Origin of the sequence: Chryseobacterium paridis (assembly GCF_016595215.1) — a bacterium.
GTDB classification, from domain to species: Bacteria; Bacteroidota; Bacteroidia; order Flavobacteriales; family Weeksellaceae; genus Chryseobacterium; species Chryseobacterium paridis.
The window spans coordinates 51,148-77,357 of the sequence record NZ_JAENHK010000007.1; the positions used below are offsets into that span (position 1 = coordinate 51,148).

The following is a 26,210-nucleotide window of genomic DNA, read 5'->3' on the forward strand; positions in this document are numbered from 1 at the left end:
AAAGAAATCATGATTTTTCTACAAAATATATCCTATAGGTTTCCTAACAGAGACCTGCTTTTTAATCATATCAACTTAACGATACCTACACATTCAAAATCGGCTTTGGTCGGAAGTAATGGTATGGGAAAATCCACTTTGTTAAAATTAATTGCAAACGAAATTCAACCTTTAGAGGGAAATTTAAATATTCAGGGAGACTTGTATTATGTTCCACAAATGTTTGGGAATTTTAATCATCTTACTATTGCTGAGTGCTTAAAAATTGACCAAAAACTCCATGCTTTGCATAAAATTACCAATGGAGAGGTAGACGAAGTGTATTTTGAAATTTTAAATGATGACTGGGACATCGAAGTACGTTCTCAGTTAGCATTACAATATTGGGGGCTTGATCCATTAGATTTAGATCAAAAATTGGAAAGTCTGAGTGGTGGACAAAAAACCAAAGTCTTTCTTGCGGGCTTACAAATCAATCATCCTGATATCATATTATTGGACGAGCCGACCAATCACCTCGATCTAGAAGGAAGGAATTTATTATACGATTATATTCATAAAACAAATTCTACTGTAGTTATTGTAAGTCACGATAGAAGTCTATTGAATCTTGTTGATGCCATCTTTGAATTGAGTAATCAGGGAATCTCTACCTATGGAGGTAATTTTGACTTTTATATAGAACAAAAGGAAATCGAGACTGAGGCTTTGCATAATGATATCCACTCTAAGGAGCGTGCTCTGAAAAAGGCAAAAGAAAAAGAACGCGAAACGATTGAAAGAAAGCAAAAGCTTGATGCAAGAGGAAAGCAAAAGCAAGAAAAATCCGGTGTAGCCAGAATTATGATGAATACTCTTCGGAATAACGCTGAAAAAAATACTTCCAAATTAAAGAATGTTCATGCCGAAAAGATCAATGATATTTCCGGGGACCTTCGGGAATTGCGTTCATCAGTTAAAAATACGGGGCAGATGAAAGTGAATTTTGATGACTCTAACCTTCATTTAGGGAAAATTCTTATTGTAGCAGAGGATATTAATTTTAAATACAATGAAAAATTTCTTTGGCTACAAGACCTTACGGTTGAAATCAGAAGTGGAGATCGTATTTCTATCAAAGGTTCTAATGGCTCTGGAAAAACAACATTGATAAAACTTTTACTTGGAAGTTTAGAACCGACGGCTGGAACTATCACAAGAACAGATTTTAATTCTATTTATATTGATCAGGAATATTCAATAATTAATAGAAAAGCTACAGTTTATGAATTTGCTCAAAAATTTAATGATAATGCATTACAGGAATCCGAAGTGAAAACCATATTATCCAGATTTTTATTTGGAAAAGAAACCTGGGATAAAAAAGGAGAAATGTTGAGTGGTGGAGAACGGTTAAGGCTTTTATTGTGCGTGCTTTCAATCAGTAAAAGAGTTCCTGATGTAATTATCCTGGATGAACCAACGAATAATTTAGATCTGCAAAATGTGGAGATTCTCACTCATTCCATTAAAGATTATAAGGGGACATTGCTGGTGATTTCACATGATGAAATTTTCCTGGATGAGATAGGTGTGGAAAAAGAGATTGTGCTGGATTAATTAAATGTTTTAAGAAATATGCGTTTTTAAAGCACAAGGATTTTATCTGTGATAAAATTTTTTAATCCTCTTTTTGTCATTCTGTAAGAATCTAAAAGGTCAATATAAAAATGAACGCCTAGATTCTTACGGAATGACAATATTCCTTTTTTTAATAATCCAGGTGGCTGAGGCTCTCGAAGCCACCTGGATTATTCTGGCAGATCCATACATAAATATCATTCAGCACCTTTTCCCTGATCTCTTCATTCATAATTTCATGACGCATATCAGGATAGATTTTAGAAGTTATATGCGTAAATCCATCGTCTTTTAAATTATTGACAGTCTGCATAACTCCTTTTCCGAAATTTCCAATTGGGTCATCCTTTCCACTAATGAATAGAAATGGTAAAGATTTTGAAATAGGACTTGCCCAGTTCTTTTTCGTTGCCTGCTTATACAATTTAAATAAAGTATAAAACGCATTATTGGTAAAGGGAATTCCTGACAGTTCATCCTGAGTAAAAGCATCTCTGTTCGCTTGATTGATGCTCAACCAGCTTGTATCACTGAAGTTTTTATCTTTTCTAAAGTGATTATTGTTCACAAAATTAAAAAGAGAATTGAAGAACGTTTTTTGATGGGGTGCTATTTTGTTGGCTATTGAGAAATAGGTATTTAATAGAGTAATGCCTGCTAAAGAGCCTCCGGTGCCAACGATGATGGCTCCTGTAAACTGATTGCCAATTCTCTGAAGAAGGCAGCGGGTAATAAAAGAACCCATCGAATGACCAAGGATAAAATGAGGAACATCCGGGTGTTTACTGGTCAAATGATCACTCATCATTTCTGCATCATCAATCAGCTTTTTATCAGGTTGGTTGAGTTGAAAGAATCCAATATCTTTTTTTTCGTTTACTGATTGGCCATGTCCTAAATGATCATAAGTTAATACAGCTAATCCTCGGTTTGCAAAGTATTCTGCTATTTCAGAATATCTTCCACCGTGTTCCTGCATTCCGTGAATAATCAGGAGGGTTGCCTTTACCTCATTTGTTTCAGGACTGAATATGTTGTAGAAAATTTTGGGCTGATCGTTGGTGTTTTTTGATAAGAACCCTGATTGTTGTGCTATTCTCATATGCTAGACTGCTTTTATTATTTCAGAGGATATTCAAATATACATAATAAATAAAAGAAAGTCGGGATGAGTACCTACGATAAATAATAATCTCTGCATTTTGAAAATCCTCATAAATCCATGATTTTAAACAAGAATGAAAATAAATTTCACCCATAATTTGCCCACCCTATTTTTTCAGAGTAATTTTGCATGAATCTAAAAACAAAAGGAAAATATGTCAACTTACGTAGTTGTAGGTCTTCAATATGGAGATGAAGGTAAAGGAAAAATCACAGATGTTTTATCTGCAAAATCGGATTATGTAGTACGTTTCCAGGGTGGAGACAATGCTGGTCACACGGTTTATGTGGGTGAAGAGAAATTTGTTTTACACCTTCTTCCTTCAGGAGTTCTTCAGTGCAAAGGCAAATGTATTATTGCAAACGGAGTAGTGGTAAACCCTAAATCTTTTATTAAAGAAGTGAATCAGATCGAAAGCAAAGGCTTAAGAACTGATCACATTTTTATCAGCAGAAGAGCGCATGTGATCATGCCTTACCACATTCTTTTGGATACTTACCGTGAAGAAGAACACGGAGGAACTCAGATTGGAACAACGAAAAAAGGAATTGGACCTTGTTATGAGGATAAAATTGCAAGAGTTGGGATCAGAATGATCGACCTTTTAAATCCAGAAATTTTAAGAGAAAAAATTGAGAAAAACCTTAAGATCAAGAATTCTCTTTTTGAAAAATATTATGGAAAGCCTACTTTAGATGTAGAAGAAATTTACAACGAATTTTTAGAGATAGGAAAACAGCTTCAGGACAGAATTGTAGATACAGAAGTTGAATTGAATGAAGCGATCAGAGATGGTAAAAACGTTTTGTTTGAAGGAGCTCAGGCTTTGATGTTGGATATTGATTTCGGAACATACCCATACGTTACTTCATCTTCTCCGTCTACAGGAGGAGTTTGTTCAGGGGCAGGTGTTCCACCAACTTCACTTCAAAATTTAATTGGTGTTGCTAAAGCATATTGTACAAGAGTAGGAAACGGACCTTTTCCTTCAGAATTAGATAATGAATTAGGAGAAAAGATCAGACAGATCGGTGGTGAATTTGGAGCTACAACAGGTAGACCAAGAAGAACAGGCTGGTTGGATCTTGTTTCTTTGAAACACGCTTGTATGATCAATGGTATCAACAATCTTGTAATCACTAAGCTTGATGTTCTTACAGGAATTGAAAACTTAAAGATTGTAACTCAGTACAAAACTGAAGATGGAAAAATCATCGACTACTTTACTTCTTCTACTGAAAAATTATACAACTATGAGCCAATCTATCAGGATTTGCCAGGTTGGAGTGAGGATCTTACAAAAGTAAGAAGCTATGACGAACTTCCTGATAATGCTCAAAAATATATTGAATTTATCGAGCAGTATTTAGGAATCAACGTATACTTAGTTTCTGTAGGCCCTGAAAGAAGCCAGAATATTATCAGAAAAGAATTATTCTAACATTAGAATATTAAAATAAAAAAAGAGACTATCAACCTGATAGTCTCTTTTTTTGTCTTATACAATACGTTCATCCCTTGTCATTGTGAGGAGCGAAGCGACGAAGCAATCTATAAATCATCATGAAATAAACCTGTTAACTAAAGTCATCAGTTAATCGTGATATTTGTGAAATTATTAGTGTCATTTGTGGTTAAATAGATTCTTCATTGCACTACGTTCCATTCAGAATGACAAACCTTATGTATGGTTAGGTAAAAATTCCCACAGATTTCACAGATCCCACAGAAAAAAACCTGTGTAAATCTGCGAAATCCGTGGGAACTACAATTGCAGTTCAAAGAGAACTTTTAAAATCAATGAACTACCTATTTAATCATTTAATTACTTGAGTATTTTGCATAGGCTTTCGCCAGTTTTTCATCATATCTATTTTGCTTATATCCGCCACCATTATATCCTTTAGCGAAATTAGCCCAATTTTTATTTCTCAAATGAATCAAAAGTCCGTTTTTCTCCAGGAATTTCCCAAATGCTTTCAAATGCTCTCCTTCATTGATTTCCATTTTTGAAACAAAATCATTTACATCTGCATAATCCAGACTTTTAGCATTAAATCCCATAATCTGAAAACTTCCCCACGAAGCTGATGATAAGGCTGCTTCCTTAAATGTAGAATCGTTTCCCAGACCAATAGCTTCATTTAACCTGTCGTATTCCCTTATGCCTCCCTGATAGTAGATTTTCGTCCATTTAGGATAAAGAATATCTTTGCTTGAAGCATTATAATAATTATTAGGATCGATTCCTCTTTTTTTGAGTTCATTCCAGAAGATATGTCCTTCAAAAAGAATTTTGGGTTTATTGTTAATTAAAAATCCTTTTCCACTGCTTTCAACCTCATTCACTGCTTTTACTGCAGCTAATTCGAGTGCATATTGATTGGCAAAGGCGATAAGGTCAGTTTCTTTTAAAAACTTATCTGTTGAATTAATTGGAGATGAATTTTTATTGAGTAAAACTGTCCAGGTTTTTACGCCAACAATTCCATCTACAACTAAAGAATTTTTACTTTGAAAATCCTTAACAGCTGCATCTACTTCCAGAGTAAACGAGTCAGAAATTTTAATTGGATATCCGGATTTATAGAGAAGCTCACAAAGGGTGAGTACCTCTGGTGCTTTGGTGTTATATTTTAAAAGTTTCATGGTGGGTTTTGTTTAAGATTAAAAGATTAAAAGATTAAAAGATTAAAAGATTAAAAGATTAAAAGATTAAAAGATTAAAAGATTAAAAGATTAAAAGATTAAAAGATTAAAAGATTAAAAGATTAAAAGATTAAAAGAACTTGATAAACACTAACTTTGCACTATCAATTATCAACTATCAACTATCAACTTCTCATTTTCAACTTTCAATTTTCAACTCCCCAACACCGGTATCCTCGGCATTTTCTCACAAATCATCCCGATCAAAAAGAATGACTTGAACTTCACTTCTTCTCTCTGAAGTTTGTATTCCAGGTTCAATGGATTCACTGTAGTAATACTGAAATTCTGGTTGAGAATGGCATAATCATCAATTCGTAGTTCAATACTATACTCACCAATCGGGATCATCTGGTTGATCATTCCTATTTCATTGGTTTCTATTTCGTAGATTCTGCTATTGTTGGTTCCTTTAATGGAAATAGCACATTTATAAATAGGGTCATTGTTTATTTTATCCGAAACTTTAAATTGGACATTAGCTCCTGCTGATGGAATTTGGATCGGATATTTTATAGGAACAAAGATGCCTGTATTTCTTATCGGAATTACTGGTTTTATAGGTTGGATAGGTGCAATTGGTTGTGGTGGCACAACCGTTGTTACAGGTCTTAAATTTCTGACATTATTAAGAATGTTCATATTCATTTTATTATTGAATGCTAGATTAGGACTTGCTTTTGTTGCTTCTGCAACAGGTTCAGTAACAGGCTTCGCTATAGATTCTGTAGCAGAGATTTTTGAACTTTCAATATCAACTGTTTTTCTCGTTAAGCTGTTTAATTGATCAGATTTTATTGTTTTGACATTAGTTATAGCTTTCAGGAACTTTTGATTGTTGTTTTTATTCACAAACAGTTGTTGCTTCATAATTAAAGGACCAAAATAAATAAGCTGATTAGGATTGTTAATGGTATCATTTGTAATGGATGGATCTAAAACTATTTTTAAATTTTTAATTAAGATCATTGTTTTTGGAAAAGCAGGGAGTTTGAAATCATTTGAGATGGTTTCTCCATCAGATATTTTTTTAGGTTCATTCCACTCAAAAAGATTGGAGAGCATAAAGTTTTTATTGAACCAGTTTCTTTTTAAATGGACAAATGAATAGTCCAATTCTACTGCCTGGACTACGCTTTCATCATAATCTATCGACAAAATTTCAGATGGTAGATTTTCATTCGAATTTTTTGCTTCTGTATGTAAAATGTCGAGTTCTGACTTTTCGATTCTCATGCTATTCCATCCTGATTCATTTTCCATAAAATCATAAGGAATGAAATTAATATCATGAATTGAAGCATTGCTGATGACATCTGTTTTCTCTGCGGCATCAAATGTATTTTTGGCACTTTGGGCCATAGCTAAATATAAATCTGCTTCAGAAGCTTTATTGATTCTTGTAAGTTCTTTTTCAATATAATCTTTGTTGCCTTTTATTTTCCAGTCAGAAAATGCCAATTCTTTAATCGTATTTAAATTAACTAGCTGATCATTCCAATTGCTCTTTTCCTCATCAGTATCCAATCCGTCGAATAATTCAAGATGAGCTGTAATTTTATCTACAGTTTGTTCATAGGTCGTTCTGTATTTTTTATAAGCTTTAAATTCTTTGGTATCATTCTTTTTAGCATCAAAAAGTATGGTACTTTGAATGGCTATCATCTGATCAAGACTTTCCTCGAGATTCTTTAAATTATTTTTATCAAGAATGTCCCTGTAAATATCAAACAGAGAGTTATTAGGATTCAGATCCCAGAATTGAGAAGAGATAGGAACGGAATTGAGTTCATAAGCCATATTCTGTTTTTTAATGATAGAAAGAGCTTTTTTCTGCTCATCATTAAGAAGGCTTTGCGGCTTTAGAAGTTCCAGCTCTTCGTTTTCATATACTCTAAGAGAAGGGCAAATCATAGGAAGATCATTTTCCATCGAACTTTGAGACAAATAGGTGTTTTTAAGCTTTTGGTAAACGGCAATAAAGTATTTCATGGCATTAGTTTTTAGTTTTAAATAACCGACAGAAAAGATTTCTGCCGGCTATTCTTTATTGAGAAGGATATTATGATTTTCCGTCAGTCCATTTCTTGATTTCAGGATTTGGATTTGGAGATTTTGGAATGACATGGCATTTATAACCGATGATGTAAATTCCATCAGAAGTTAATTTTTTGCCATTCCATTTAGCATTAGACTGTACGTCCTGGTTATCGTAGCTGTAAGTTCCTCCGAAAACGAAAGGTCCGATTCCTACTGCAGCCCCCGATGTTACAGAGTTCTTTACATCTGTAAATGCTGTACTGTTGTTTGTGAAGTCTAAAGAAACATCTTTTGCAATGATCAGTTCAGTAATTATAGATGGCATTAGCCCTTTACCTTTTCCATCGCTGATTACGTCACCACTTAAAGTTTGTGGAGATTGCTCATGTAATTTCCAGTATTTGGACTCTATGAAATTTTGGTTCAGCCATCCTCTCTCTACTCTTACTTTTCCTAATTTGAAAGATATTTTCATATTGGTGTAGTCTGTATTGATTTTCGTCTTTTCGTGTTTTCCACCTCCTTTAGCGCCGATAGAGAAGATACCCAGGCTAAATCCTGCAGCTGCACTCCAGTTGTGAACAGATTTTGAGTAATCATAATTAGATTCGCCTTCCACGATGGTCACTGTTGGCCATCCTTTAGATTCCTTCAAAGCATTAGCTGCTACCGGAATAGAAGGAGAGTAGTTGGTGTAGTCGAGAACTCTTGTTCTTTGACTGTTTCTGAATTCAGATTCCATTCTTTTTTTAATGACAAGCATGTTTTTTTGCTCTACCTCACTCAGGTAATTCTGGATTTTCTCAACAGCTTCTTTGTATCCTAAAGATTGCCATGCCTTAAGTGATGCATCTTCACGCTTCTTCATGTTCTTGCCATCTATTGATAACTTGGCCATTGCTTCTGGATCTCCATTGTCAGCGGCAGTTCTTATTTCGTTGTTGGCGTCTACTATATCGTAATATTTCATTTGATATTCCACATACTTAGAATAGGTTGGAGAAACGAAAGTGTGGAAGATCTCTGGCTTATTCATATCGTCAATAGGAGAATTAGGATCAAAATCTGTGTTTTTTACTTTTTTGATTTTGAAAAGCTTATCTCTTAATGTGTTCAGTTTCTTTTCTACTTTTTCATCAAATTGAGTATCTACTACTACAGACCATTGTAAAAGATCTTCATATACTTTCGAAACTCTTTTCTGAGAATCATTCATAATGCTCATGATAGACATTGATCTTCCGTTCCCAGAGCTGGTAAGGGGAGGTAATTGCGAAGGAATAACGTCTACCATTGCGGCAAATTGCTCCATTTGAAGATATTTTCTGAACTTACTGTTTGATAAGGCATTCTGATAAGCTTCCATATCAATTTTAGGATTTCCGTTCGCATCCAGAATTGGTTCTCCTTTTGCGTCAAGCATTGGTTTTGGAGAAGGAGCATCTCCGAAAAGACCGTTAAGAGCATAGTCAAAAGTGTCCTCGGAAAGAGTAATCCCTACCGGATCAAATGAAATGAAATCATTAGGTCCCAGAGAATCCGGATCTCCGCCATTAGTTACTGTGTCATACACTTGTTTTAAAAGCATGCTCATTAATGAGTTTGATTTTGCTTCTTGAGTTAAAGTTGGCATAATTATTAAGTTTTTATTTTTGCTTACTCTTTTCGGTTTTCAGCATCCCCGCTTTTGTATGGTACAAATGTATTTTAGCTTATAATGAAATGTCTCAGTATTTTTCCTGTTTAGTGATGTGCTTTTTACTATTTTTTAATTTTTATTGAATTTTATTAATCAAAACATGATTATTGTTGTAAAATAAAAAGCAAAAATATTCTGTTTTAATATTTTTAATATTTCACGTGTATTTGAGTTTTACAATTGTCATAAAATTTTTTAAAATATTAATGTTTTAATAAATATTTGGCAAATATTTTGATATTGTAACATTACTTGTCGACGAGTACTATAAAACTAATAATCATCCTTTATTAACAGTTTAAATATTTTAAGTGATGAAACACCTACAAACCAATCAGGAATTTCGTTTCAATGAAGTTCTTTTCGAGCATCGTAACAAGGAATATGGTGCTTATGTTTTAAGAAATGAGTCAGACAAAATACTAACAAAAGCACTGTTCGTAGGTGTAAGTTTGTTGGCAGCTATTTCGATTACTCCGCTAGCTATATCGGCTTTTAAAAGTGAGGCACCGCTAAAAGCGCCTATTGCACCAGTTTATCATCCGATGGATATTCCTAATGATCCTCCAGTAAAAGACCCGCCAGCTCAAATTAAGCCAGAACCTCTTCGAGCTGAAAAGGTAAAAACCTATGATGATAGACTACCAGAGCCAAAAGCAATTGTTAGGAATGAGAAAAAAGAAATAGTAGACAAGGAGAATGCATTGGCAAGCACGCAAACCTCTCCTGGTAAAGAAGTTGAGAATACAAAGTATATTCCGGCTCTCCCTCAGAATATTGGAACAGGAAGTATACCACAGGTAAAACCCGAAATTCCTGCAGAGAAACCAGATCCTAAAAAAATTGAAACGGAACTAAGTGTTGAAGCTAATTTCGTTGGTGGAATCGATTCATTCAGAAATAAAGTGATGAATAATTTTGATGGTTCCGGATTTGAAACAGATGGAGTAGTAAAAACTACCATTACTTTTATTGTGGAGATCGACGGGACAATCTCAGGGATCAAGGCTAATGGTACCAATGCAGATTTCAATAGTGAAGCTATGAGAACTATAAAATCGATCAGAGGAAAATGGGTGCCAGGAAAAAATAAAAATGGTGAGGCAGTAAGAAGTTATTTCAAATTTCCAATTTCGATGAAGTTCGATCAATAGATATTAAAAATAAATCTTGACAGTTATCCACAAAATACTATTTTTTGTGGATAATTTTTTTTAGGGTTAAATTCTTTATTAACAATACTTTAACTCATTTTTAGTTTTCATCATTCATTAAGAGCAAAGAAAAATGTGTATTTTTGAGGCTTAAAGTTCTAATAATGGGAAAAATCATAGGTATCGCTAATCAGAAAGGAGGAGTTGGAAAAACGACAACAGCTGTAAATCTGGCAGCGGCATTAGGGGTATTGGAAAAGAAAATATTAATTATTGATGCTGATCCTCAGGCTAATGCCACTTCAGGATTAGGTGTTGAAGATGTTCAATATTCTACATACAATCTCTTGGAACATAGTGTAGAAACCACGAATTGTATCAAGAAAACGGCTACGCCAAATCTTGATATTGTTCCGTCTCATATAGACTTAGTAGCTGCGGAAATTGAGTTGGTAGACAAAGAAGATCGTGAGTATATGCTTAAAAAGGCATTGGAATCTGTAAAAGATGATTATGATTTTATCATTATTGATTGTGCACCAAGTTTAGGTTTGATTACCGTGAATGCATTGACTGCAGCTGATTCTGTTATTATCCCGATCCAGTGTGAATATTTTGCATTGGAAGGTCTTGGGAAACTTTTGAATACCATTAAAAACGTTCAGAAAATCCACAATAAAGATCTTGATATCGAAGGTTTGCTTTTGACAATGTATGACAGTAGATTGAGGTTATCTAACCAGGTAGTGGAAGAGGTAAATGCTCATTTTCCCGAAATGGTTTTCGAAACCATTATTAGCAGAAACGTAAGATTAAGTGAAGCTCCAAGTTTCGGAGAAAGTATTTTAAATTACGATGCAGAAAGTAAAGGAGCAATTCAGTATATTCAGTTGGCAGAAGAGGTTCTGTTAAAAAACGAAAATTTAGTAAAGAATTAAATTTAATAATGAATGCTCAATGAATGAATGTTATGGCAATCATTTAGTGATCATCATTTACCAATTATATTTATGAAGGATAAAAAAAGAGCGATGGGACGAGGTTTAGGAGCTATATTAAGCGCTGAATCGAAAGCGACTGTTAATTCTGCTACCGATGAGGGAGCAGACAAGTTTGTTGGAAATATTGTAGAAGTTGCGATTGAAGATATTTATCCTAATCCGACTCAGCCAAGAACTTATTTTGACGAGAAAGCTTTAAATGAACTTGCTCAATCAATTAAAAATCTAGGGGTCATCCAGCCCATCACCTTAAGAAAAGAAGGGGAGAGATTTGAGATTATATCAGGGGAAAGACGTTTTAGAGCTAGTAAAATTGCTGGTTTAACTTCTATTCCTGCTTACATTCGTTTAGTAAATGATCAGGAGCTTTTAGAAATGGCTCTTGTTGAAAATATTCAAAGAGAAGACCTTGATTCTATTGAGATTGCCCTTACTTACCAAAGACTTCTGGATGAGATCGGAATGACTCAGGAAAATCTTAGCCAGAGAGTAGGTAAGGACAGAAGTACCATTACCAATTCCATCAGATTGTTGAGATTGAGTCCGGATATCCAGAATGCTATCCGAAGTGGTGAGATTTCTGCGGGGCACGGTAGAGCAATCATAAGCATGGAGAATGATGAGTTGCAGCAAATTTTATTTGACCTTATCATTAAAGAGCAGCTCAATGTACGTCAGGCAGAACAGGCTGCTACAGCATTGAAGAATCCAAAATCACCTGCTGCCAAAAAAGTAAAAGCGGAACTTTCCAATAATTATAAAAGAGCCCAGAAAACAATTTCTGACATCTTAGATGTAAAAGTGGAGATCAAAACGACTGGGAATGGTAAAAAAGGTAAAATTGTTCTTGACTTTAAGAACGAGGATGAATTGGAATACATCCTATCCCACATTAAATAAATGAAGAAATTATTGTTCACTTTTTTCTTGTGTCTGTTTGCATTAGCCTATTCACAAGTAAATCCAAATGATACAATTCGGGTAGAGCACCATCCGAAGGATAGTGTTTCTGCTGCAAAGCCACAGAAATCTGAGGCTAAAGTGGTTGCAGATCTTGAAAAAGCAAATGGGCCTACAGCAAAAACTTTAAAATTAAATCCTACAAAAGCAGGTCTGTACTCTGCTGTTTTTCCCGGACTTGGTCAGTTTTATAATAAAAAATATTGGAAAATCCCTATTGTTTGGGGAGCTGTAGGAACTGGAGTTGGAATTGCCATGTGGAATGATAAACAGTACAAGAAGTACAGAGAGTATTATATTGCCAAATTAAATGGAACTCCCAATGAATTTATCGATAGCCGACCATGGTTGGATAAAGTAGCATTAGCAAACGTACAGGATAGGGCAAAAAGACAAAGAGATTACGCCATAGCGATCAGTGGGTTGATCTACATTTTAAGTATTGTAGATGCTGTGGTAGATGCTCATCTTTACGAAAGCCGCCATGACCCTGATTTAACTTTTAAACCTGCTGTAATTCAAGATCAGTTTAGTATCGAGCCTCCTAAAACAGGTCTAAGTTTAAGTTATAGATTTTAATGAGTATAAATCATAGTTTTCTATGATAACAAATAATAAATAATACATGAGAATAGCATTAGTTGGATATGGAAAAATGGGCAAGATCATAGATGAAATTGCTACAAAGAGAGGACATGATGTTGTTGCCCGTCTGAAAGAAACTCCAACTGCTGAAAATCTTAATAATCCAGATGTTGTTATCGAATTTTCATTACCTGAAGTAGCTTTCAACAACATAAAGGCATGTTTGGAAAATAATATCCCTGTTATTAGCGGAACAACAGGCTGGCTGGATAAAAAAGCAGAAATAGAAAGTATTGCAGTTGAAAATCAAACTGCATTTTTATATGGTTCCAACTTTAGTTTGGGGGTTAATCTATTCTTTGCTTTGAATGAAAAGCTAGCTGATCTGATGAAGAACGTTAATGAATATTCTTGCCAATTGGAAGAAATTCATCACATTCATAAACTGGATGCTCCAAGTGGAACAGCTATTTCCTTAGCTGAAGGTATCTTTAAAAACAATCCCAAATTTGATGCATGGAAGTTAGAAGAAACACAGGGAAACCAGTTAGGTATTTTTGCTGTTAGAGAAGATGAGGTTCCCGGAACGCACAGTGTGTTTTATAAAAGTGAAGTAGATGAAATTGAAATCAAGCACACGGCATTTAATAGAAATGGTTTTGCACTAGGAGCCGTAGTTGCTGCAGAATGGATTAAAGATAAAAAAGGAAATTTCACAATGAAAGATGTTTTGGGGCTTTGATCTGTAACAAAACCCCCGAATCATAAACTAATAAAGAAGTTGCTCAACGCAAATTAATAGAATAGGCACGAAATTTATGAATTACTTTTTAACTTATACAGTATATGTTCTCATTTTATCCTTATTAATGGGGATTTCAACATGGAAGCTGTTCAAAAAATTGGGGTATAGTCCGTTATTCGCTTTTATACCTTTTTACAATTATTTTATTATTCTAAAAGAAACCAAGCACCCTAAATGGTGGGCTATTTTATCCTATTTGCCGATCGTAGGTCCGATCATGATGTCTGTTTTTCATTTATATTTAATGAAAAAATTTGGAAAGACTCTTTTCAAAGATCAGCTGCTTACGGTAATTCTTCCGTTTATTTATATGGCGGTGGTGAATTATGGTAAGGATGTAGAATTGGAAGATGAAAATGAGTTGTTCTTAACCGATGAGGAAAAAAATGCAAAAAAGAAGGATTCATTCTTGGGGTCAGTTACTTTTGCTGTTGTTTTTGCAACCATTATTCACGTTTTCGTAACACAGCCTTTTGGTATTCCCACCGGATCGATGGAAAGAACATTGTTGGTTGGGGATTTCTTATTTGTAAATAAATGGAGCTACGGGTATAGATTACCAATGCGTCCGTTAGCAATACCTTTCTTACAAGGAACTATTATGGATACAGGGGAACCTGGAAATCCAAAAGATGATCCAAAATCTTATGTAGATGGTGTGAAGCTGCCTTATGCAAGAATAATGCAGTTCAGCAAACCTCAAAAGAATGATGTTCTGGTATTCAACTATCCCCAGGATTCAGTACATACTGCGATCGATAGAAAAGATCCATATGTAAAAAGATGTGTTGCCACTGCGGGAGATACATTTGAAATGAGAGCTGGAAGGCTTTTTGTAAATGGTAAGCCTGAGACTGTTTTAGGAGATCAGGAAGTTCAGCATGCGTATACGGTTAATACAGGAGCTCAATTAGATATTCCTGGATTGTATAATACCTATGGTTTCTTACCAGTAAGAGAAATGCAGACCGATAAAGGTTTTGTTTACATGTTCCAGGGTTTAACGAATAAAACTGCTGCAGAAATTAAAGTATTGCCAAGTGTAATCGATATGGAAGAAAGTATTTTTCCAAAAGATTCAGCTACGGTTCAACATAAGTTAAACGCTGATAAAACGGCTTACACAAAAAGTATTGATACCACTCAATCTATATTTCCGATTAATAAACCTTGGAATCAGGATTGGTATGGTCCGCTTAGGATACCTAAGAAAGGTGATGTAGTAGCTATTAATAAAGAAACTCTTCCAATGTATCAATGGATCATTTCTGAATATGAGCATAACAGCCTGGAAAATAAGAATGGAAAGATCTTGATCAATGGAAAAGAAACGAATCAATATACTATCCAGCAAGATTATTATATGATGGTGGGAGATAACAGAGATGCTTCATTGGATGCGAGATTCTTTGGTTTCGTTCCTGAAGAAAATATTGTCGGGAAACCGATATTTACCTGGATGAGTTTACAAGGTGTGTTTAAGGATGCCAGTTCTTCTTATCAGGCGCCATTCAAGATTCGTTGGGATAGAATGTTTAAAGCGACAAATACAGGAGAAGCTAATAAAACTTCTTACTGGTGGATAGCAGCAATGATTCTTATTTTATTCTTTGGATGGGATTACTTTGTTAAACTGTTCAGAAAGAAAAAAACAGAAGAAGATTTATAAATAAAATAAATTTAAAATAGAATGAAGTATTTGAAAAAATACTTCATTTTTGCATTATGAATATGAAGAATGTATTATTACCGGTGTTTTATTTACCACCAATTTCATGGTTTTCAGTCTTTTTAAATGCTGAAAATGAAGTTGCTTTTGAGCAATTTGAAAATTTTCCTAAACAGACTTATAGAAACAGGACCAATATATATGGTGCCAATGGAAAGCTATCTTTAATAATTCCGATCAGTCACACCGGGAAGAGAGCTTTGAAAGAAATAGAAGTCTCCAACAGAGAAGATTGGAGAAAGCTTCACTGGAAGTCTATCAAAACAGCTTATCAGAGTTCTCCTTATTTTGAATTCTATGAAGATAAATTAATAAAGCTATTTGAATTAAAGGAAAACTACCTTTTAGATTTTAATATCAAAGGTTTAGAGATTATACAGCAAATCTTAAAAACAGAAAAGGCATACTCTTTGAATGAAGAATATATCAAAAATCCTGAGGAAATCAATTTTAGAGAAAAGTTTTCAACAAAAATTCCTTCAGAATATGAAATGGAAAATTATTATCAAACATTCTCTGATAAATTAGGATTTTTAAATGACTTATCGATTCTGGATCTGATTTGTAACAAAGGACCTGAATCTTTGACATATATAAAAAATATTAAACAATCATACTAGCATGAAAAAGGTATTATTAGCTGCTGTTTTCTTAGCAGGCTTTAATTCTGCTTTTGCACAACAGGCAGAGGGGAAGAGTGTTGATCCGAAAGAAAATAAAGATTTAATGACATGGTACCACAAAGACTTTGGAACTACTAAGGTTTATGGTATCAATACAGAAAATGCGTATAAATATTTAGAATCTAAAGGGCTAAAACCTAAAACTGTTGTTGTAGGTGTTCTAGATAGCGGAGTACAGGTGGATCACCCGGGATTGATTAAAAATATTTGGTCAAATCCTAATGAAGTTCCGAATAATGGAAAAGATGATGATGGAAACGGATATATCGATGATGTTCATGGATGGAACTTTATTGGAGGGAAAAATGGAGATGTAGACATTGATAATATGGAGGTAACGAGAGTTGTTGCCAAATATAAGACCGTATTTGAGGGTGATGATTCTACTAAGAACAAGGCTAATCAGGCTAAAATGCCGGAAGAGTTTGCGATGTATATGAAGGCTAAAGAACTTTTTGGTAAGAAAAGTATTGAGGCAAAACAAAGCCTTCAGCAATATACCATGATCAATGATTTAATTCCTAATATGATTAAACTTTTAGGAGGTAAATCTGTAACTGCTGAAAATGTTGCTGCAATAAAGGCTCCAACAGAACAAAAAGATGCTATTGCACTTAATATTCTGACTCAGGTTGCTCAAAGCCCGGAATTTAAAGGGAAATCTTCTGCTGATTTTGAAACGGCAATGAAGAAAGAAATGAAAGGTGCTATCGATCATTTTGCGCCTGCTGCAAAACAATATGATCTGAGCTATGATACAAGAGCTGAGATCGTGGGAGATAATTATGATGATTATGCTCAAAAAAATTACGGTAATAATCACTATCAAGGACCTGATGCTGAGCATGGGACTCACGTTGCCGGAATTATTGCTGGTCTTCCTCAAGGAAAAGAAGTTCAGTATGGAGTAGCTTCAAGAGTAGCTAAAATTATGTCTGTAAGAACAGTTCCAAACGGAGATGAAAGAGATAAAGATGTTGCAAATGCTATCAGATATGCTGTAGATAATGGTGCTAAGGTTTTAAATATGAGCTTTGGAAAGCCTGTTTCTCCAGGTAAAAATGTAGTTTGGGATGCATTTAAATATGCAGAGGATAAAGGAGTTCTTTTAGTAAAAGCAGCAGGAAATGAAAATGAAGATGTAGCTGAGCACCTTGCATATCCTACGAATTTCAAAAATATTACAGATGATAAACCATTTGTAAACAATGTAATTGTGGTTGGTGCTAGCACGAACAGAAATAATCAATTGAGAGCAGATTTCTCCAATTTCAATAAGAAAATGGTTAATGTCTTTGCTCCAGGTGAAGAAATTTATTCTACTGTTCCTACAAGTTCATATGAATACCTACAGGGAACTTCAATGGCTTCTCCGGTTGTAGCTGGGGCTGCTGCTGTTTTATTGGCCTACATGCCTAACTTAAAGCCAGATCAGATTATTGAAGCTTTAGTGAAGTCAAGTAATGCAAGTACTGAAAATGGATTTACTGATCTTTCACAGGCAGGAGGTGTTATTGATCTAAAGAAAGCGGCAGAATATGCTTATACCAACTTCTATAACGGGAAAACTTCAGTTGTAAAAAAAGCTGCGAAATCCGTAAAAAAGACTGTTAAAAAATAATATATTTCACTGCAATACAGTGTATATCATGTAAAGTCCGAATTTTTCGGACTTTTTTATTTTTATTTTTCAATTTTGGCACGGTTTTTTGTAACTTTATTGTAATAAAAAATAAACGACAAAATGAAAAAGTTACTACTTGCAGGAATGTTGGGAACATCACTTTTTGCAGTGTCTTGTTCCTCAGTGAAAAACGCACAAACATCACAAAACCAAAAATCTGACTTTTTAAAAATTAAAGGTGATTGGGAAATTGTTAGCATTGATTATGATAAAGGATTTAAAATCAAGCCTTTTGATGAAGGAGCGGATGCACAATGTTTTGTAGGAAGCCATTGGAGATTAATTCCTAATAACTACACAGGATCTTATAGCTTAAATGGAGGTGGAAGCTGCCCTAGCATTACACAGCCAATTAAATTTGAAGTTAAAGGTGGAAATACTTTTATGTTTAAGAAAATTGCTGAAGGAACAAAAGCTAAACAAAATACGGTTGGGTACTCTTTAAATTTGATCAACCAATCTACAGATCAGTTTTCACTTGAACAAAATGTTCCATTTGATGGAAGTACAGTAAGAGTGGTATACAATTTCCAAAGAACTGGAATGAAATAATTTATAACAAGAAAAAAATAAAAAGATGAAATTTAATAAAACATATATCGCAGGTATCTTCCTATCATCAACATTGTTATTGACAAGTTGTGAAGCAGTTCAGAATTCTAATCACCAACAAAGAGGTACAGCAGTGGGGGTTGCATCCGGAGCTGTTCTTGGAGGTATTTTAGGTAATAACGTAGGTAAAGGAGGAAACGGAGCTTTAGGAGCTGTATTAGGTGGTATTATTGGTGGTGTTGCAGGTAACGTTATCGGTAACAAAATGGATAAGCAGGCTAAAGAAATTAAAGAAACTTTACCAGGAGCTCAAGTAGAAAGAGTAGGAGATGGTATTAAAGTTACTATGAACGAAAGCATCGTTAATTTTGCTTTTGACTCTTCAAACCTTACATCTGTAGCTCAAACCAACTTAGATAAATTAGAAAAAGTATTAGAGAATAACCCTGATACGAATATTAACATCTATGGACATACAGACAGTGTAGGTAAAGATGCTTATAATATGTCACTTTCTCAAAGAAGAGCAGACGCTGTAAAAGCATATTTAGTAAGTAAAGGAATTGCTTCAAACAGAATGTTTACAAAAGGAGAAGGTAAAAACATGCCGGTTGCAAGCAATGATACTGACGAAGGAAGAGCTAAAAACAGAAGAGTAGAGTTTGCTATTACTGCAAATGAAAAAATGATTAATGAAGCCAAACAACAAGGGCAATAATTAATTTATTATATAAATATTTTCTTAAAAGACCGCCACGGCGGTTTTTTTTGTACTTTTATGCTACTCATTTTGAAATTACTATTTTTGCAATTGAAACAACATAAATGAAGAAATATCTTAAACTGCTGCGTGTGGAGCAATGGGTAAAAAATCTATTTGTTTTTGTGCCTTTGTTTTTCTCTGGCAATATTAAAAACCTTGACCTGCTTTCTAAAAGTATCTTTGCTTTTATTATTTTTTCCCTTGCTGCCAGTATGGTTTATATTCTGAACGATTATAATGACATTGAAGCAGACCGACAACATCCCGAGAAAAGGAAGAGACCACTGGCAAGTGGGGCCATTTCAAAGCCGAAAGCGATAACGATCCTTATAGGTTTGGTTGTAGTGGATATTTTCCTCGTTCTTTTTGCACAATTTTATTTTGAAGAGATTCTATGGAAATTTGCTACGATCATAGCATTTTATTTTGTTATGAATCTTGCCTATACATTTAAATTAAAACACGTTCCGATCATTGATATTTTTATTATTGCTACAGGATTTGTTTTAAGAGTTCTGGCTGGAGGTTATATTACAGGGATCAGTATTTCCCAATGGGCTATATTGTTGACATTTGTATTGGCACTCGTATTGGCAATAGGAAAAAGAAGAGGAGAATTGATTAATGCGCAGGTTTCCGGGAAAACAAGAAGGGCATTAGATGGTTATAATGTACAATTTGCAGATATTGCACTTTCTATTTCAGTGACACTGGCTATCATGTGTTATCTGATGTTTACGCTATCACCGGAAGTACAGGCTAAATTTCATGAAAGAGTTTTCTATACCGTTATTTTTGTTGTGTTCGCATTTTTGAGATACCTACAACAAACGCTGGTATATAACAGAACAGAGTCTCCGACAAAAATTGTATATAGAGACAGGTACATTCAGGTTACCTTATTATTATGGGTCGCTACATTTTTAATTCAAATTTATTTTAAGAAATGAAGCCAAATTTTATACAAAAAGTTACCAATTGGGGCAACTTTCCCATAGTGGAAAAAGAAATGAAGTCTGAGGACAGCTTCAAAAAGATAAAAGAATTTGTACTGAACCACAATGAGGTAATTGCACGAGGAAATGGAAGATGCTACGGAGATGCCTCATTGGGAGAACACATATTTTCTACAAAAAAATTAAATAAATTCATCAGTTTTGACCGATTAAACGGTATTATAGAATGTGAATCAGGAGTTCTGCTTTCAGATGTACTGGAAATTGCAGTTCCACAGGGGTATTTTCTATATGTAACACCAGGAACTAAATTTGTTACCATTGGTGGAGCTATAGCATCAGATGTACATGGAAAAAATCATCATTCGGAAGGTTGCTTTTCAGAATATGTTATTGAGTTTAAATTAATGACAGAAAATGGCGAGATAATTACTTGTTCGAGAGAATCAAATGCAGATAAATTTTGGGCAACAATTGGTGGTATGGGGCTTACCGGTATTATTCTGACTGCAAAGTTTAAGCTTAAGAATATTGAATCAGCATATATTCGTCAGGAGAGCATTAAAGCGGAAAATCTTGATGAAATATTTAAACTGTTTGAAGAGAGTGAAAGCTGGACTTACACAGTAGCATGGATTGATTGTTTACAGAAAGGTAAAAATATAGGAAGAAGTATTTTAATGAGAGGAGAACATGCTTTTCAGCACGAACTTCCTGAGAATATGAAGAAGACTCCTTTGCGATTAAAGAAAAAAATTCAGCCAACTGTTCCTTTTTATTTTCCTGGGTTTGTTTTAAATGCTTTAACAGTAAAGATTTTTAACTTGTTGTATTACAAAAAACAATCTAAAAAGGAGGTCAAGAATTTTATTGATTATGAAACATTCTTTTATCCATTAGATTTTGTTACCGATTGGAACAAGATTTACGGTAAATCTGGATTTATTCAATATCAGATGGTGATTCCAAAAGAATCCGGAAGAGAAGGAATGAAGAAAATTCTGGAAACGATTGCTAATAACAAGAACGCATCATTCTTAGCTGTTTTAAAACTTTTTGGGAAAGATAATAAGGAAGCTTATAATTCGTTTCCAATTGAAGGATATACATTAGCATTAGATTTTAAAGTAAATTCCAAACTTAAAAAACTGGTTGAGGAACTGGATAATATTGTTCAGGAATTTGATGGTAGAATCTACCTGACAAAAGATAGCATGAGTAAATCTTCTCTGACCAATTATCTTAAAAATATTCAAAGTCCAAAATTTGTGTCGTTACAGCACAAAAGAATCATAAATAATAACGAGTAGATGATAGTTCTGGGAAGTACCTCCGAAGTAGCACAGGCTTTTGTTGAAAAAGCATTACAGGAAGGAGAAAAATATGAAAAAATTTATCTGTTTACCTCCAGTAAAGAAACTACAGAAAGGTTTGCAAGACATATAGATGTTAAGTTTCTACAGCAGGCAGAAGTAATCGAGCTGGATCTGATGAAAGAAATAGATTATACAAGATTTGAAAATGTCAGTTCAAATGTATTATTTTGTGCTGTGGGATATATGGGCGATGGAACAGAAGAAGGATTATATGATCATAAAAACACTGAAAAAATTATCAATATCAATTATTCAAAATTGGTTCCGGTAATGAATTATTTCGCCCAAAAGTTTGAAAGCAGGAGATCAGGGACAATTATTGGGTTATCATCAGTTGCAGGAGATAGAGGAAGACAGAGTAATTTTATTTATGGAAGTGCAAAAGCTGCTTTTACTGCATATTTAAGTGGTTTACGAAATTATCTTTTTGATAAAAAAGTACATGTGCTTACCATAAAACCTGGTTTTATGGAAACCAAAATGACTGAAGGATTACCATTAAATCCTAAGTTAACAGCTAAACCCAAGCAAGCAGCGGCTTGCATTTACAAGGCATATAAAAAACAAAAGAATGTTGCTTATGTATTGCCAATATGGGGGATTATTATGATGATCATCAGGAATATTCCTGAATTTATATTTAAGAAATTAAAGCTTTAAAAAAATGAAAAAATTGTATTGTTTTGATTTTGATGGTACCATAACCTATAAGGATACTATGTTCATGTATCTTAAGTTTTACGATTCTACAAAATATCATATACAATTTTTAAGACATGTTCCTCTTTTCATTTTATTAAAGCTGAAATTGGCAGAAACGGAGAAAGTGAAGAAAAGTTTTATTGGATCTATCCTCAAAGGGCAATCTCAGGAAAAGATAGAGAAAAAAGCCAAGCAATTTTTTGAGCATCATTATCCCAGAATTGTTCGGGAAAATGCACTGGACTTTATTAAAAATATTGATCGTAATAATACTCAGAGTCTATTAGTTACGGCATCCTTAGATATCTGGGTAAAACCATTTGCGGAAGAACTTCAAATGCAACTGGTTTCCACTCGTGCAGAGTTTAAAAACGGTGTTTTTACCGGAAATTTTATTGGAAAAAACTGCAACGGAAAAGAGAAATTAATTAGAATCAAAGAACAAATAAGCAACTCAAAATACGATAAAATAATTGCTTTTGGCGATACTTCAGGAGATAAACCAATGCTAAAATGGGCAAATGAAGGACATTATCAATTTTTTCACTAATTTTGGGATGTAAAAATGTAACAATGAATAAACTGTTTATTTGGTTTCTTGCTCTTTTCATGAGTTGTACAAGTGCGCCATCTTCAGCATCTAATGATGCACAAAAAGGTGGAAATATTCTCGTTTCTGAATCTCAGGGAGGTACTGAGAACGCTGGGTTCTCCATTTTAAAAAATGATGAAGAACTTCAAAAAATTATAAAAGGTAATTCGAGTCTTGCCGAAATAGGTAAAGAATCTACTGTTAAATATCCTACTTTTCCGAAAAATCAAAAAGCTGTTTTATATAATCTGGGAACTTTCAGGTCTGGGGACCATAAAATCACAGAAATTAAAAGTCTTTCTTTAAAGGATAATGTATTATATGTAGAAGTTCCACAACGAGAGTCTGGAGGAATGGAAATACAGGTAATATCAAACCCCTGGGTTGTTTTTACAGTTCCATCAAATTATCAATTCAATTCCGTCGTATTAAAATATTCAAAATAAAATGAATAAAGTATATTTAGATAACGCAGCAACAACACCACTTTCAGAAGAAGTTATTGATGCAATGGTAGGTACCATGAGAATGAATTTTGGAAATCCTTCTTCTACTCACAGCTTCGGACAAGAGGCTAAAATTCTTATTGAAAGTGTAAGAAGACAGATTGCTGATTATCTTCATGTAACACCTGCTGAAATTATTTTTACTTCCTGTGGCACCGAGTCTAACAATATGATTATTAAGTCCAGTGTAGAGCATCTTGGAGTGGAGAGAATCATAAGTTCGCCATTGGAACACAAATGTGTTTCAGAGAGTATCTTGGATATGAAGAACAGAAAAGGTGTGGAGGTTGTATACATCCGCCCTAATGAGAAAGGAGATACTGATCTTAATAAATTAGAAGAACTATTAAAATCTTCAGATAAAAAAACATTAGTAAGCTTAATGCATGCTAATAATGAAATTGGGAACATTGTAGATATTAAGAAAATTGCAGAGCTATGCAAAGCAAACAATGCACTTTATCATGCTGATACGGTAAAAACAATGGCTCACATGGAGTTTGATTTTTCTGCTATTCCGGTAGATTTCGCGTCATGCAGTGCTCATAAATTCCATGGGCCAAAAGGAGTTGGTTTTGCTTTCATCAGAAAAGCAACAGGCCTTAAAGGTATTATTACAGGAGGTCCTCAGGAAAGAAGCCTGAGAGCAGGAACTGAAAACGTTGCTGGTATAGTTGGCTTAGGTAAAGCATTAGAGCTTTGCATCAACAATATGGAAGCGTATGCTGGTCATATTAGAGAAATTAAAAAATATGCTATCGAAAGATTATCCGCAGAAATTCTGAATATTAAGTTTAATGGACGAAGCGGAGAAATGGAGAATAGTGTTGATAGTGTTTTAAGTATTTTATTACCCTATAAAGACCCTTTAATAGGTCTGCAACTGGATATGAAAGGTATTGCTGTATCTCAGGGGAGCGCATGCTCTTCCGGAGCTTCTAAACCTTCAATGGTTATGATGATGGTTTTATCAGAAGATGAAATGGATCATTGTACACCATTACGAGTTTCATTTAGCCATCTTACTACAAAAGCAGATATTGATGCTTTGGTCAACGCTTTGAAAGAAATTTCAAATGATTTCGTTATAGAAAAAACAAATGTCGAGCATAGATAGTCTTATTGCTGAAAAGTAGTAATTTTGTTTATCCAATTAAGGATTAAAAATACAATAGAATATTAATTTAAATAAAATAAAAAAAATGGCTTTAGAAATTACGGATAGCTCATTTCAGGAAACGGTTTTAAAATCAGATAAACCGGTATTGGTAGACTTTTGGGCAGTATGGTGTGGACCTTGTAGAACATTGGGACCAATCATCGAAGAAGTTGCAACAGATTTTGAAGGAAAAGCGCTAGTAGGAAAAGTAGATGTAGACAACAATCAGGAAATTTCTATGCAATACGGTATCAGAAATATCCCTACTGTTCTTATATTTAAGAATGGTGAAGTTGTAGATAAATTGGTTGGAGTAACGCCAAAAGAGGTAATCGCTGAGAAATTAAGCGCTCACTTATAAAAAAAATAACTTTGATAATGAATGCCTTCCACTTTTGGAAGGTATTTTTTTAACAAATAATTTGCAGGAAATTAAAAAAGGTGTAATTTTGCAATCACAAAAAAGAAACGAGTTCTTTAACAAAATTTGATCCGGTAGTTCAGTTGGTTAGAATGCCGCCCTGTCACGGCGGAGGTCGCGGGTTCGAGTCCCGTCCGGATCGCAATCAAATTTATTTGAAATTATTAGAACTACTGATCCGGTAGTTCAGCTGGTTAGAATGCCGCCCTGTCACGGCGGAGGTCGCGGGTTCGAGTCCCGTCCGGATCGCATATCAAATTTGATTGAAAACTCAGGACTACTGATCCGGTAGTTCAGCTGGTTAGAATGCCGCCCTGTCACGGCGGAGGTCGCGGGTTCGAGTCCCGTCCGGATCGCAATATAAAAATGCTGTAAAATTTATTTTACAGCATTTTTTGTTTGTAAGAAAGTTCTAATTAAAATTGATTTTAATCTTCAATGATGGCTTTTATTGAAGAGTGTTTCCCTCCATTGCACAGACCTTTTGATACACTACAGACTACAATATGTAAGCGTACATCATTTTCCGCCATTAGCTTTGAGATCTGCTTTGCAGTTATTGTCTAATTGAGGAATATTACCTGTGGTAAGGAATCCCAGAATATCGGTAGTTTCAGAAGCGTAATACATCAGGCAATTCTGGTTGGAACAATGATTTCCATTGGAAGGATCTTTATGGCTTGTTTGCATCGGTGATCCCAGATCCACCAATCCTAATAGATGTCCTAATTCATGTTCAAGCACTGTTGCTTCAAGTTTGGTTCTGCTTGTTTGCCCAAATCCCCCGGAATTATCACGGATCGTTTTACCAAATAAAGCAATAGAGGTATTGCGATATGCAATTCCCAACGTATTTGAACTACCGGAGTACTGCCCATTGGTGTAAAGAATATTTACAGCCATAGTCGATCCATTAGTAAAAACTGTACGGTTTGTATTTTCTATCCGTCTGATATCTTCAGCAGATAGACTGGAAGATGAAGCTCCCTGGATTTCACGTTGATTAATAGTGATTCCACCATTTTTCTGAAGAAAGGAAGAAAGGAAATTTTTTAAATGGTCTACAGCTTGAGCATCTGGTGCATATCCAGGCATATATTGGATTTCTATCAACAAAGAATTGTAACGGCTATTGTTTAATAGATCATTAGAAGAAGCGCCGACAGAGCCAGAATGATTGTAGTCTGATGATCCATTACTAAATTCATTATCTCTGCTGCAAGAAACAATAGAAGCAAGGATTAAAACTGGAATAATAATTTTTTTGATCATTTCGTATTGTGTTTATTAAGATTATAAGGATACAATAATAGTAAAAATAAAATTCAAAGTCATTTCTATAATAGGAT

Annotated in this window: 24 protein-coding genes and 3 tRNA genes; 22 read left to right on the forward strand and 5 right to left on the reverse strand. The window is 34.3% G+C overall.

What is annotated here, in order from left to right:
- Window positions 1-9: 9 nt before the first annotated feature.
- Window positions 10-1,599: an ABC-F family ATP-binding cassette domain-containing protein gene (locus JHL15_RS07160; protein ID WP_200244573.1), complete on the forward strand. Its 1,590-nt coding sequence runs from the start codon at window positions 10-12 to the stop codon at window positions 1,597-1,599.
- A gap of 151 nt (window positions 1,600-1,750) precedes the next feature.
- Here the strand turns inward: JHL15_RS07160 and JHL15_RS07165 are convergent, their stop codons facing one another.
- Entirely contained in the window at window positions 1,751-2,722 is a 972-nt protein-coding gene (locus tag JHL15_RS07165; RefSeq protein ID WP_200244574.1) for an alpha/beta fold hydrolase, read from the reverse strand.
- A gap of 217 nt (window positions 2,723-2,939) precedes the next feature.
- On the opposite strand from JHL15_RS07165, the gene JHL15_RS07170 reads away from it, so the two are divergent.
- Window positions 2,940-4,226, forward strand: coding sequence for an adenylosuccinate synthase (locus JHL15_RS07170; protein ID WP_200244575.1), 1,287 nt, complete (start codon window positions 2,940-2,942; stop codon window positions 4,224-4,226).
- A gap of 380 nt (window positions 4,227-4,606) precedes the next feature.
- On the opposite strand, the gene JHL15_RS07175 is transcribed toward JHL15_RS07170, so the two are convergent.
- The 3 genes from JHL15_RS07175 to JHL15_RS07185 all read right to left on the reverse strand — a co-directional run bounded on the left by JHL15_RS07175 (window position 4,607) and on the right by JHL15_RS07185 (window position 9,167).
- The gene (locus JHL15_RS07175) at window positions 4,607-5,434 is read right to left on the reverse strand and encodes an N-acetylmuramidase domain-containing protein (RefSeq protein ID WP_200244576.1); all 828 of its coding nucleotides are present in this window, start codon (window positions 5,432-5,434) and stop codon (window positions 4,607-4,609) included.
- Between the two features lie 213 nt (window positions 5,435-5,647).
- Window positions 5,648-7,486 (reverse strand): hypothetical protein, encoded by a 1,839-nt coding sequence (locus JHL15_RS07180; protein ID WP_200244578.1) that lies wholly within the window; start codon window positions 7,484-7,486, stop codon window positions 5,648-5,650.
- Between the two features lie 70 nt (window positions 7,487-7,556).
- Complete coding sequence (locus tag JHL15_RS07185) at window positions 7,557-9,167, reverse strand: hypothetical protein (RefSeq protein WP_200244580.1); 1,611 nt, start codon at window positions 9,165-9,167, stop codon at window positions 7,557-7,559.
- 380 nt (window positions 9,168-9,547) lie between these two features.
- Between JHL15_RS07185 and JHL15_RS07190 the strand changes: the two genes are divergently transcribed.
- The 20 genes from JHL15_RS07190 to JHL15_RS07285 all read left to right on the forward strand — a co-directional run bounded on the left by JHL15_RS07190 (window position 9,548) and on the right by JHL15_RS07285 (window position 25,217).
- Entirely contained in the window at window positions 9,548-10,387 is an 840-nt protein-coding gene (locus tag JHL15_RS07190; RefSeq protein WP_200244581.1) for an energy transducer TonB, read from the forward strand.
- A 164-nt stretch (window positions 10,388-10,551) separates the two neighbouring features.
- Window positions 10,552-11,325 (forward strand): ParA family protein, encoded by a 774-nt coding sequence (locus tag JHL15_RS07195; RefSeq protein WP_200244582.1) that lies wholly within the window; start codon window positions 10,552-10,554, stop codon window positions 11,323-11,325.
- A gap of 72 nt (window positions 11,326-11,397) precedes the next feature.
- Complete coding sequence (locus tag JHL15_RS07200; RefSeq protein WP_200244587.1) at window positions 11,398-12,288, forward strand: ParB/RepB/Spo0J family partition protein; 891 nt, start codon at window positions 11,398-11,400, stop codon at window positions 12,286-12,288.
- Window positions 12,289-12,927, forward strand: a complete 639-nt coding sequence (locus JHL15_RS07205; RefSeq protein ID WP_200244589.1) for a DUF5683 domain-containing protein — start codon at window positions 12,289-12,291, stop codon at window positions 12,925-12,927.
- 46 nt (window positions 12,928-12,973) lie between these two features.
- Window positions 12,974-13,675 (forward strand): 4-hydroxy-tetrahydrodipicolinate reductase, encoded by a 702-nt coding sequence (gene dapB / locus JHL15_RS07210; protein WP_200244591.1) that lies wholly within the window; start codon window positions 12,974-12,976, stop codon window positions 13,673-13,675.
- Window positions 13,676-13,751: 76 nt separating this feature from the next.
- Entirely contained in the window at window positions 13,752-15,407 is a 1,656-nt protein-coding gene (gene lepB, locus JHL15_RS07215) for a signal peptidase I (protein WP_200244593.1), read from the forward strand.
- Between the two features lie 56 nt (window positions 15,408-15,463).
- Complete coding sequence (locus JHL15_RS07220; protein ID WP_394369181.1) at window positions 15,464-16,087, forward strand: WbqC family protein; 624 nt, start codon at window positions 15,464-15,466, stop codon at window positions 16,085-16,087.
- Between the two features lies 1 nt (window position 16,088).
- Window positions 16,089-17,771 carry a S8 family serine peptidase gene (locus JHL15_RS07225; protein WP_200244597.1) on the forward strand — a complete coding sequence of 561 codons (1,683 nt, stop codon included), beginning with the start codon at window positions 16,089-16,091 and terminating at the stop codon, window positions 17,769-17,771.
- A 123-nt stretch (window positions 17,772-17,894) separates the two neighbouring features.
- Window positions 17,895-18,386 carry a lipocalin-like domain-containing protein gene (locus JHL15_RS07230; RefSeq protein ID WP_200244598.1) on the forward strand — a complete coding sequence of 164 codons (492 nt, stop codon included), beginning with the start codon at window positions 17,895-17,897 and terminating at the stop codon, window positions 18,384-18,386.
- Window positions 18,387-18,411: 25 nt separating this feature from the next.
- Window positions 18,412-19,104, forward strand: coding sequence for an OmpA family protein (locus JHL15_RS07235; protein ID WP_200244599.1), 693 nt, complete (start codon window positions 18,412-18,414; stop codon window positions 19,102-19,104).
- A gap of 107 nt (window positions 19,105-19,211) precedes the next feature.
- The gene (locus JHL15_RS07240) at window positions 19,212-20,099 is read left to right on the forward strand and encodes a decaprenyl-phosphate phosphoribosyltransferase (RefSeq protein WP_200244600.1); all 888 of its coding nucleotides are present in this window, start codon (window positions 19,212-19,214) and stop codon (window positions 20,097-20,099) included.
- Window positions 20,096-21,415, forward strand: coding sequence for an FAD-binding oxidoreductase (locus tag JHL15_RS07245; RefSeq protein WP_200244601.1), 1,320 nt, complete (start codon window positions 20,096-20,098; stop codon window positions 21,413-21,415). The genes JHL15_RS07240 and JHL15_RS07245 overlap by 4 nt, the downstream gene beginning before the upstream one ends.
- Entirely contained in the window at window positions 21,416-22,141 is a 726-nt protein-coding gene (locus tag JHL15_RS07250) for an SDR family NAD(P)-dependent oxidoreductase (protein ID WP_200244603.1), read from the forward strand.
- 4 nt (window positions 22,142-22,145) lie between these two features.
- On the forward strand, window positions 22,146-22,733 hold the full coding sequence (locus JHL15_RS07255) for an HAD family hydrolase (protein WP_200244604.1): 588 nt from the start codon (window positions 22,146-22,148) through the stop codon (window positions 22,731-22,733).
- 23 nt (window positions 22,734-22,756) lie between these two features.
- Window positions 22,757-23,221 carry a protease complex subunit PrcB family protein gene (locus JHL15_RS07260; protein ID WP_200244605.1) on the forward strand — a complete coding sequence of 155 codons (465 nt, stop codon included), beginning with the start codon at window positions 22,757-22,759 and terminating at the stop codon, window positions 23,219-23,221.
- A 1-nt stretch (window position 23,222) separates the two neighbouring features.
- Window positions 23,223-24,398 carry a cysteine desulfurase family protein gene (locus JHL15_RS07265; RefSeq protein ID WP_200244607.1) on the forward strand — a complete coding sequence of 392 codons (1,176 nt, stop codon included), beginning with the start codon at window positions 23,223-23,225 and terminating at the stop codon, window positions 24,396-24,398.
- An 85-nt stretch (window positions 24,399-24,483) separates the two neighbouring features.
- On the forward strand, window positions 24,484-24,801 hold the full coding sequence (gene trxA / locus JHL15_RS07270; protein WP_076561138.1) for a thioredoxin: 318 nt from the start codon (window positions 24,484-24,486) through the stop codon (window positions 24,799-24,801).
- 128 nt (window positions 24,802-24,929) lie between these two features.
- A tRNA-Asp gene (locus JHL15_RS07275) sits at window positions 24,930-25,003 on the forward strand.
- A 33-nt stretch (window positions 25,004-25,036) separates the two neighbouring features.
- Window positions 25,037-25,110 (forward strand) — tRNA-Asp (locus tag JHL15_RS07280).
- Between the two features lie 33 nt (window positions 25,111-25,143).
- Window positions 25,144-25,217 (forward strand) — tRNA-Asp (locus JHL15_RS07285).
- A gap of 163 nt (window positions 25,218-25,380) precedes the next feature.
- Here JHL15_RS07285 and JHL15_RS07290 read toward each other — a convergent pair.
- Window positions 25,381-26,133 (reverse strand): zinc metalloprotease, encoded by a 753-nt coding sequence (locus tag JHL15_RS07290; RefSeq protein WP_200244608.1) that lies wholly within the window; start codon window positions 26,131-26,133, stop codon window positions 25,381-25,383.
- Between the last annotated feature and the right edge of the window lie 77 nt (window positions 26,134-26,210).

Coding starts and splice junctions, on each gene's coding strand:
- JHL15_RS07160 (WP_200244573.1), top strand. CDS start 10: ATGATTTTTCTACAAAATATATCCTATAGGTTTCCTAACAGAGACCTG.
- JHL15_RS07165 (WP_200244574.1), bottom strand. CDS start 2,722: ATGAGAATAGCACAACAATCAGGGTTCTTATCAAAAAACACCAACGAT.
- JHL15_RS07170 (WP_200244575.1), top strand. CDS start 2,940: ATGTCAACTTACGTAGTTGTAGGTCTTCAATATGGAGATGAAGGTAAA.
- JHL15_RS07175 (WP_200244576.1), bottom strand. CDS start 5,434: ATGAAACTTTTAAAATATAACACCAAAGCACCAGAGGTACTCACCCTT.
- JHL15_RS07180 (WP_200244578.1), bottom strand. CDS start 7,486: ATGAAATACTTTATTGCCGTTTACCAAAAGCTTAAAAACACCTATTTG.
- JHL15_RS07185 (WP_200244580.1), bottom strand. CDS start 9,167: ATGCCAACTTTAACTCAAGAAGCAAAATCAAACTCATTAATGAGCATG.
- JHL15_RS07190 (WP_200244581.1), top strand. CDS start 9,548: ATGAAACACCTACAAACCAATCAGGAATTTCGTTTCAATGAAGTTCTT.
- JHL15_RS07195 (WP_200244582.1), top strand. CDS start 10,552: ATGGGAAAAATCATAGGTATCGCTAATCAGAAAGGAGGAGTTGGAAAA.
- JHL15_RS07200 (WP_200244587.1), top strand. CDS start 11,398: ATGAAGGATAAAAAAAGAGCGATGGGACGAGGTTTAGGAGCTATATTA.
- JHL15_RS07205 (WP_200244589.1), top strand. CDS start 12,289: ATGAAGAAATTATTGTTCACTTTTTTCTTGTGTCTGTTTGCATTAGCC.
- dapB (WP_200244591.1), top strand. CDS start 12,974: ATGAGAATAGCATTAGTTGGATATGGAAAAATGGGCAAGATCATAGAT.
- lepB (WP_200244593.1), top strand. CDS start 13,752: ATGAATTACTTTTTAACTTATACAGTATATGTTCTCATTTTATCCTTA.
- JHL15_RS07220 (WP_394369181.1), top strand. CDS start 15,464: ATGAATATGAAGAATGTATTATTACCGGTGTTTTATTTACCACCAATT.
- JHL15_RS07225 (WP_200244597.1), top strand. CDS start 16,089: ATGAAAAAGGTATTATTAGCTGCTGTTTTCTTAGCAGGCTTTAATTCT.
- JHL15_RS07230 (WP_200244598.1), top strand. CDS start 17,895: ATGAAAAAGTTACTACTTGCAGGAATGTTGGGAACATCACTTTTTGCA.
- JHL15_RS07235 (WP_200244599.1), top strand. CDS start 18,412: ATGAAATTTAATAAAACATATATCGCAGGTATCTTCCTATCATCAACA.
- JHL15_RS07240 (WP_200244600.1), top strand. CDS start 19,212: ATGAAGAAATATCTTAAACTGCTGCGTGTGGAGCAATGGGTAAAAAAT.
- JHL15_RS07245 (WP_200244601.1), top strand. CDS start 20,096: ATGAAGCCAAATTTTATACAAAAAGTTACCAATTGGGGCAACTTTCCC.
- JHL15_RS07250 (WP_200244603.1), top strand. CDS start 21,416: ATGATAGTTCTGGGAAGTACCTCCGAAGTAGCACAGGCTTTTGTTGAA.
- JHL15_RS07255 (WP_200244604.1), top strand. CDS start 22,146: ATGAAAAAATTGTATTGTTTTGATTTTGATGGTACCATAACCTATAAG.
- JHL15_RS07260 (WP_200244605.1), top strand. CDS start 22,757: ATGAATAAACTGTTTATTTGGTTTCTTGCTCTTTTCATGAGTTGTACA.
- JHL15_RS07265 (WP_200244607.1), top strand. CDS start 23,223: ATGAATAAAGTATATTTAGATAACGCAGCAACAACACCACTTTCAGAA.
- trxA (WP_076561138.1), top strand. CDS start 24,484: ATGGCTTTAGAAATTACGGATAGCTCATTTCAGGAAACGGTTTTAAAA.
- JHL15_RS07290 (WP_200244608.1), bottom strand. CDS start 26,133: ATGATCAAAAAAATTATTATTCCAGTTTTAATCCTTGCTTCTATTGTT.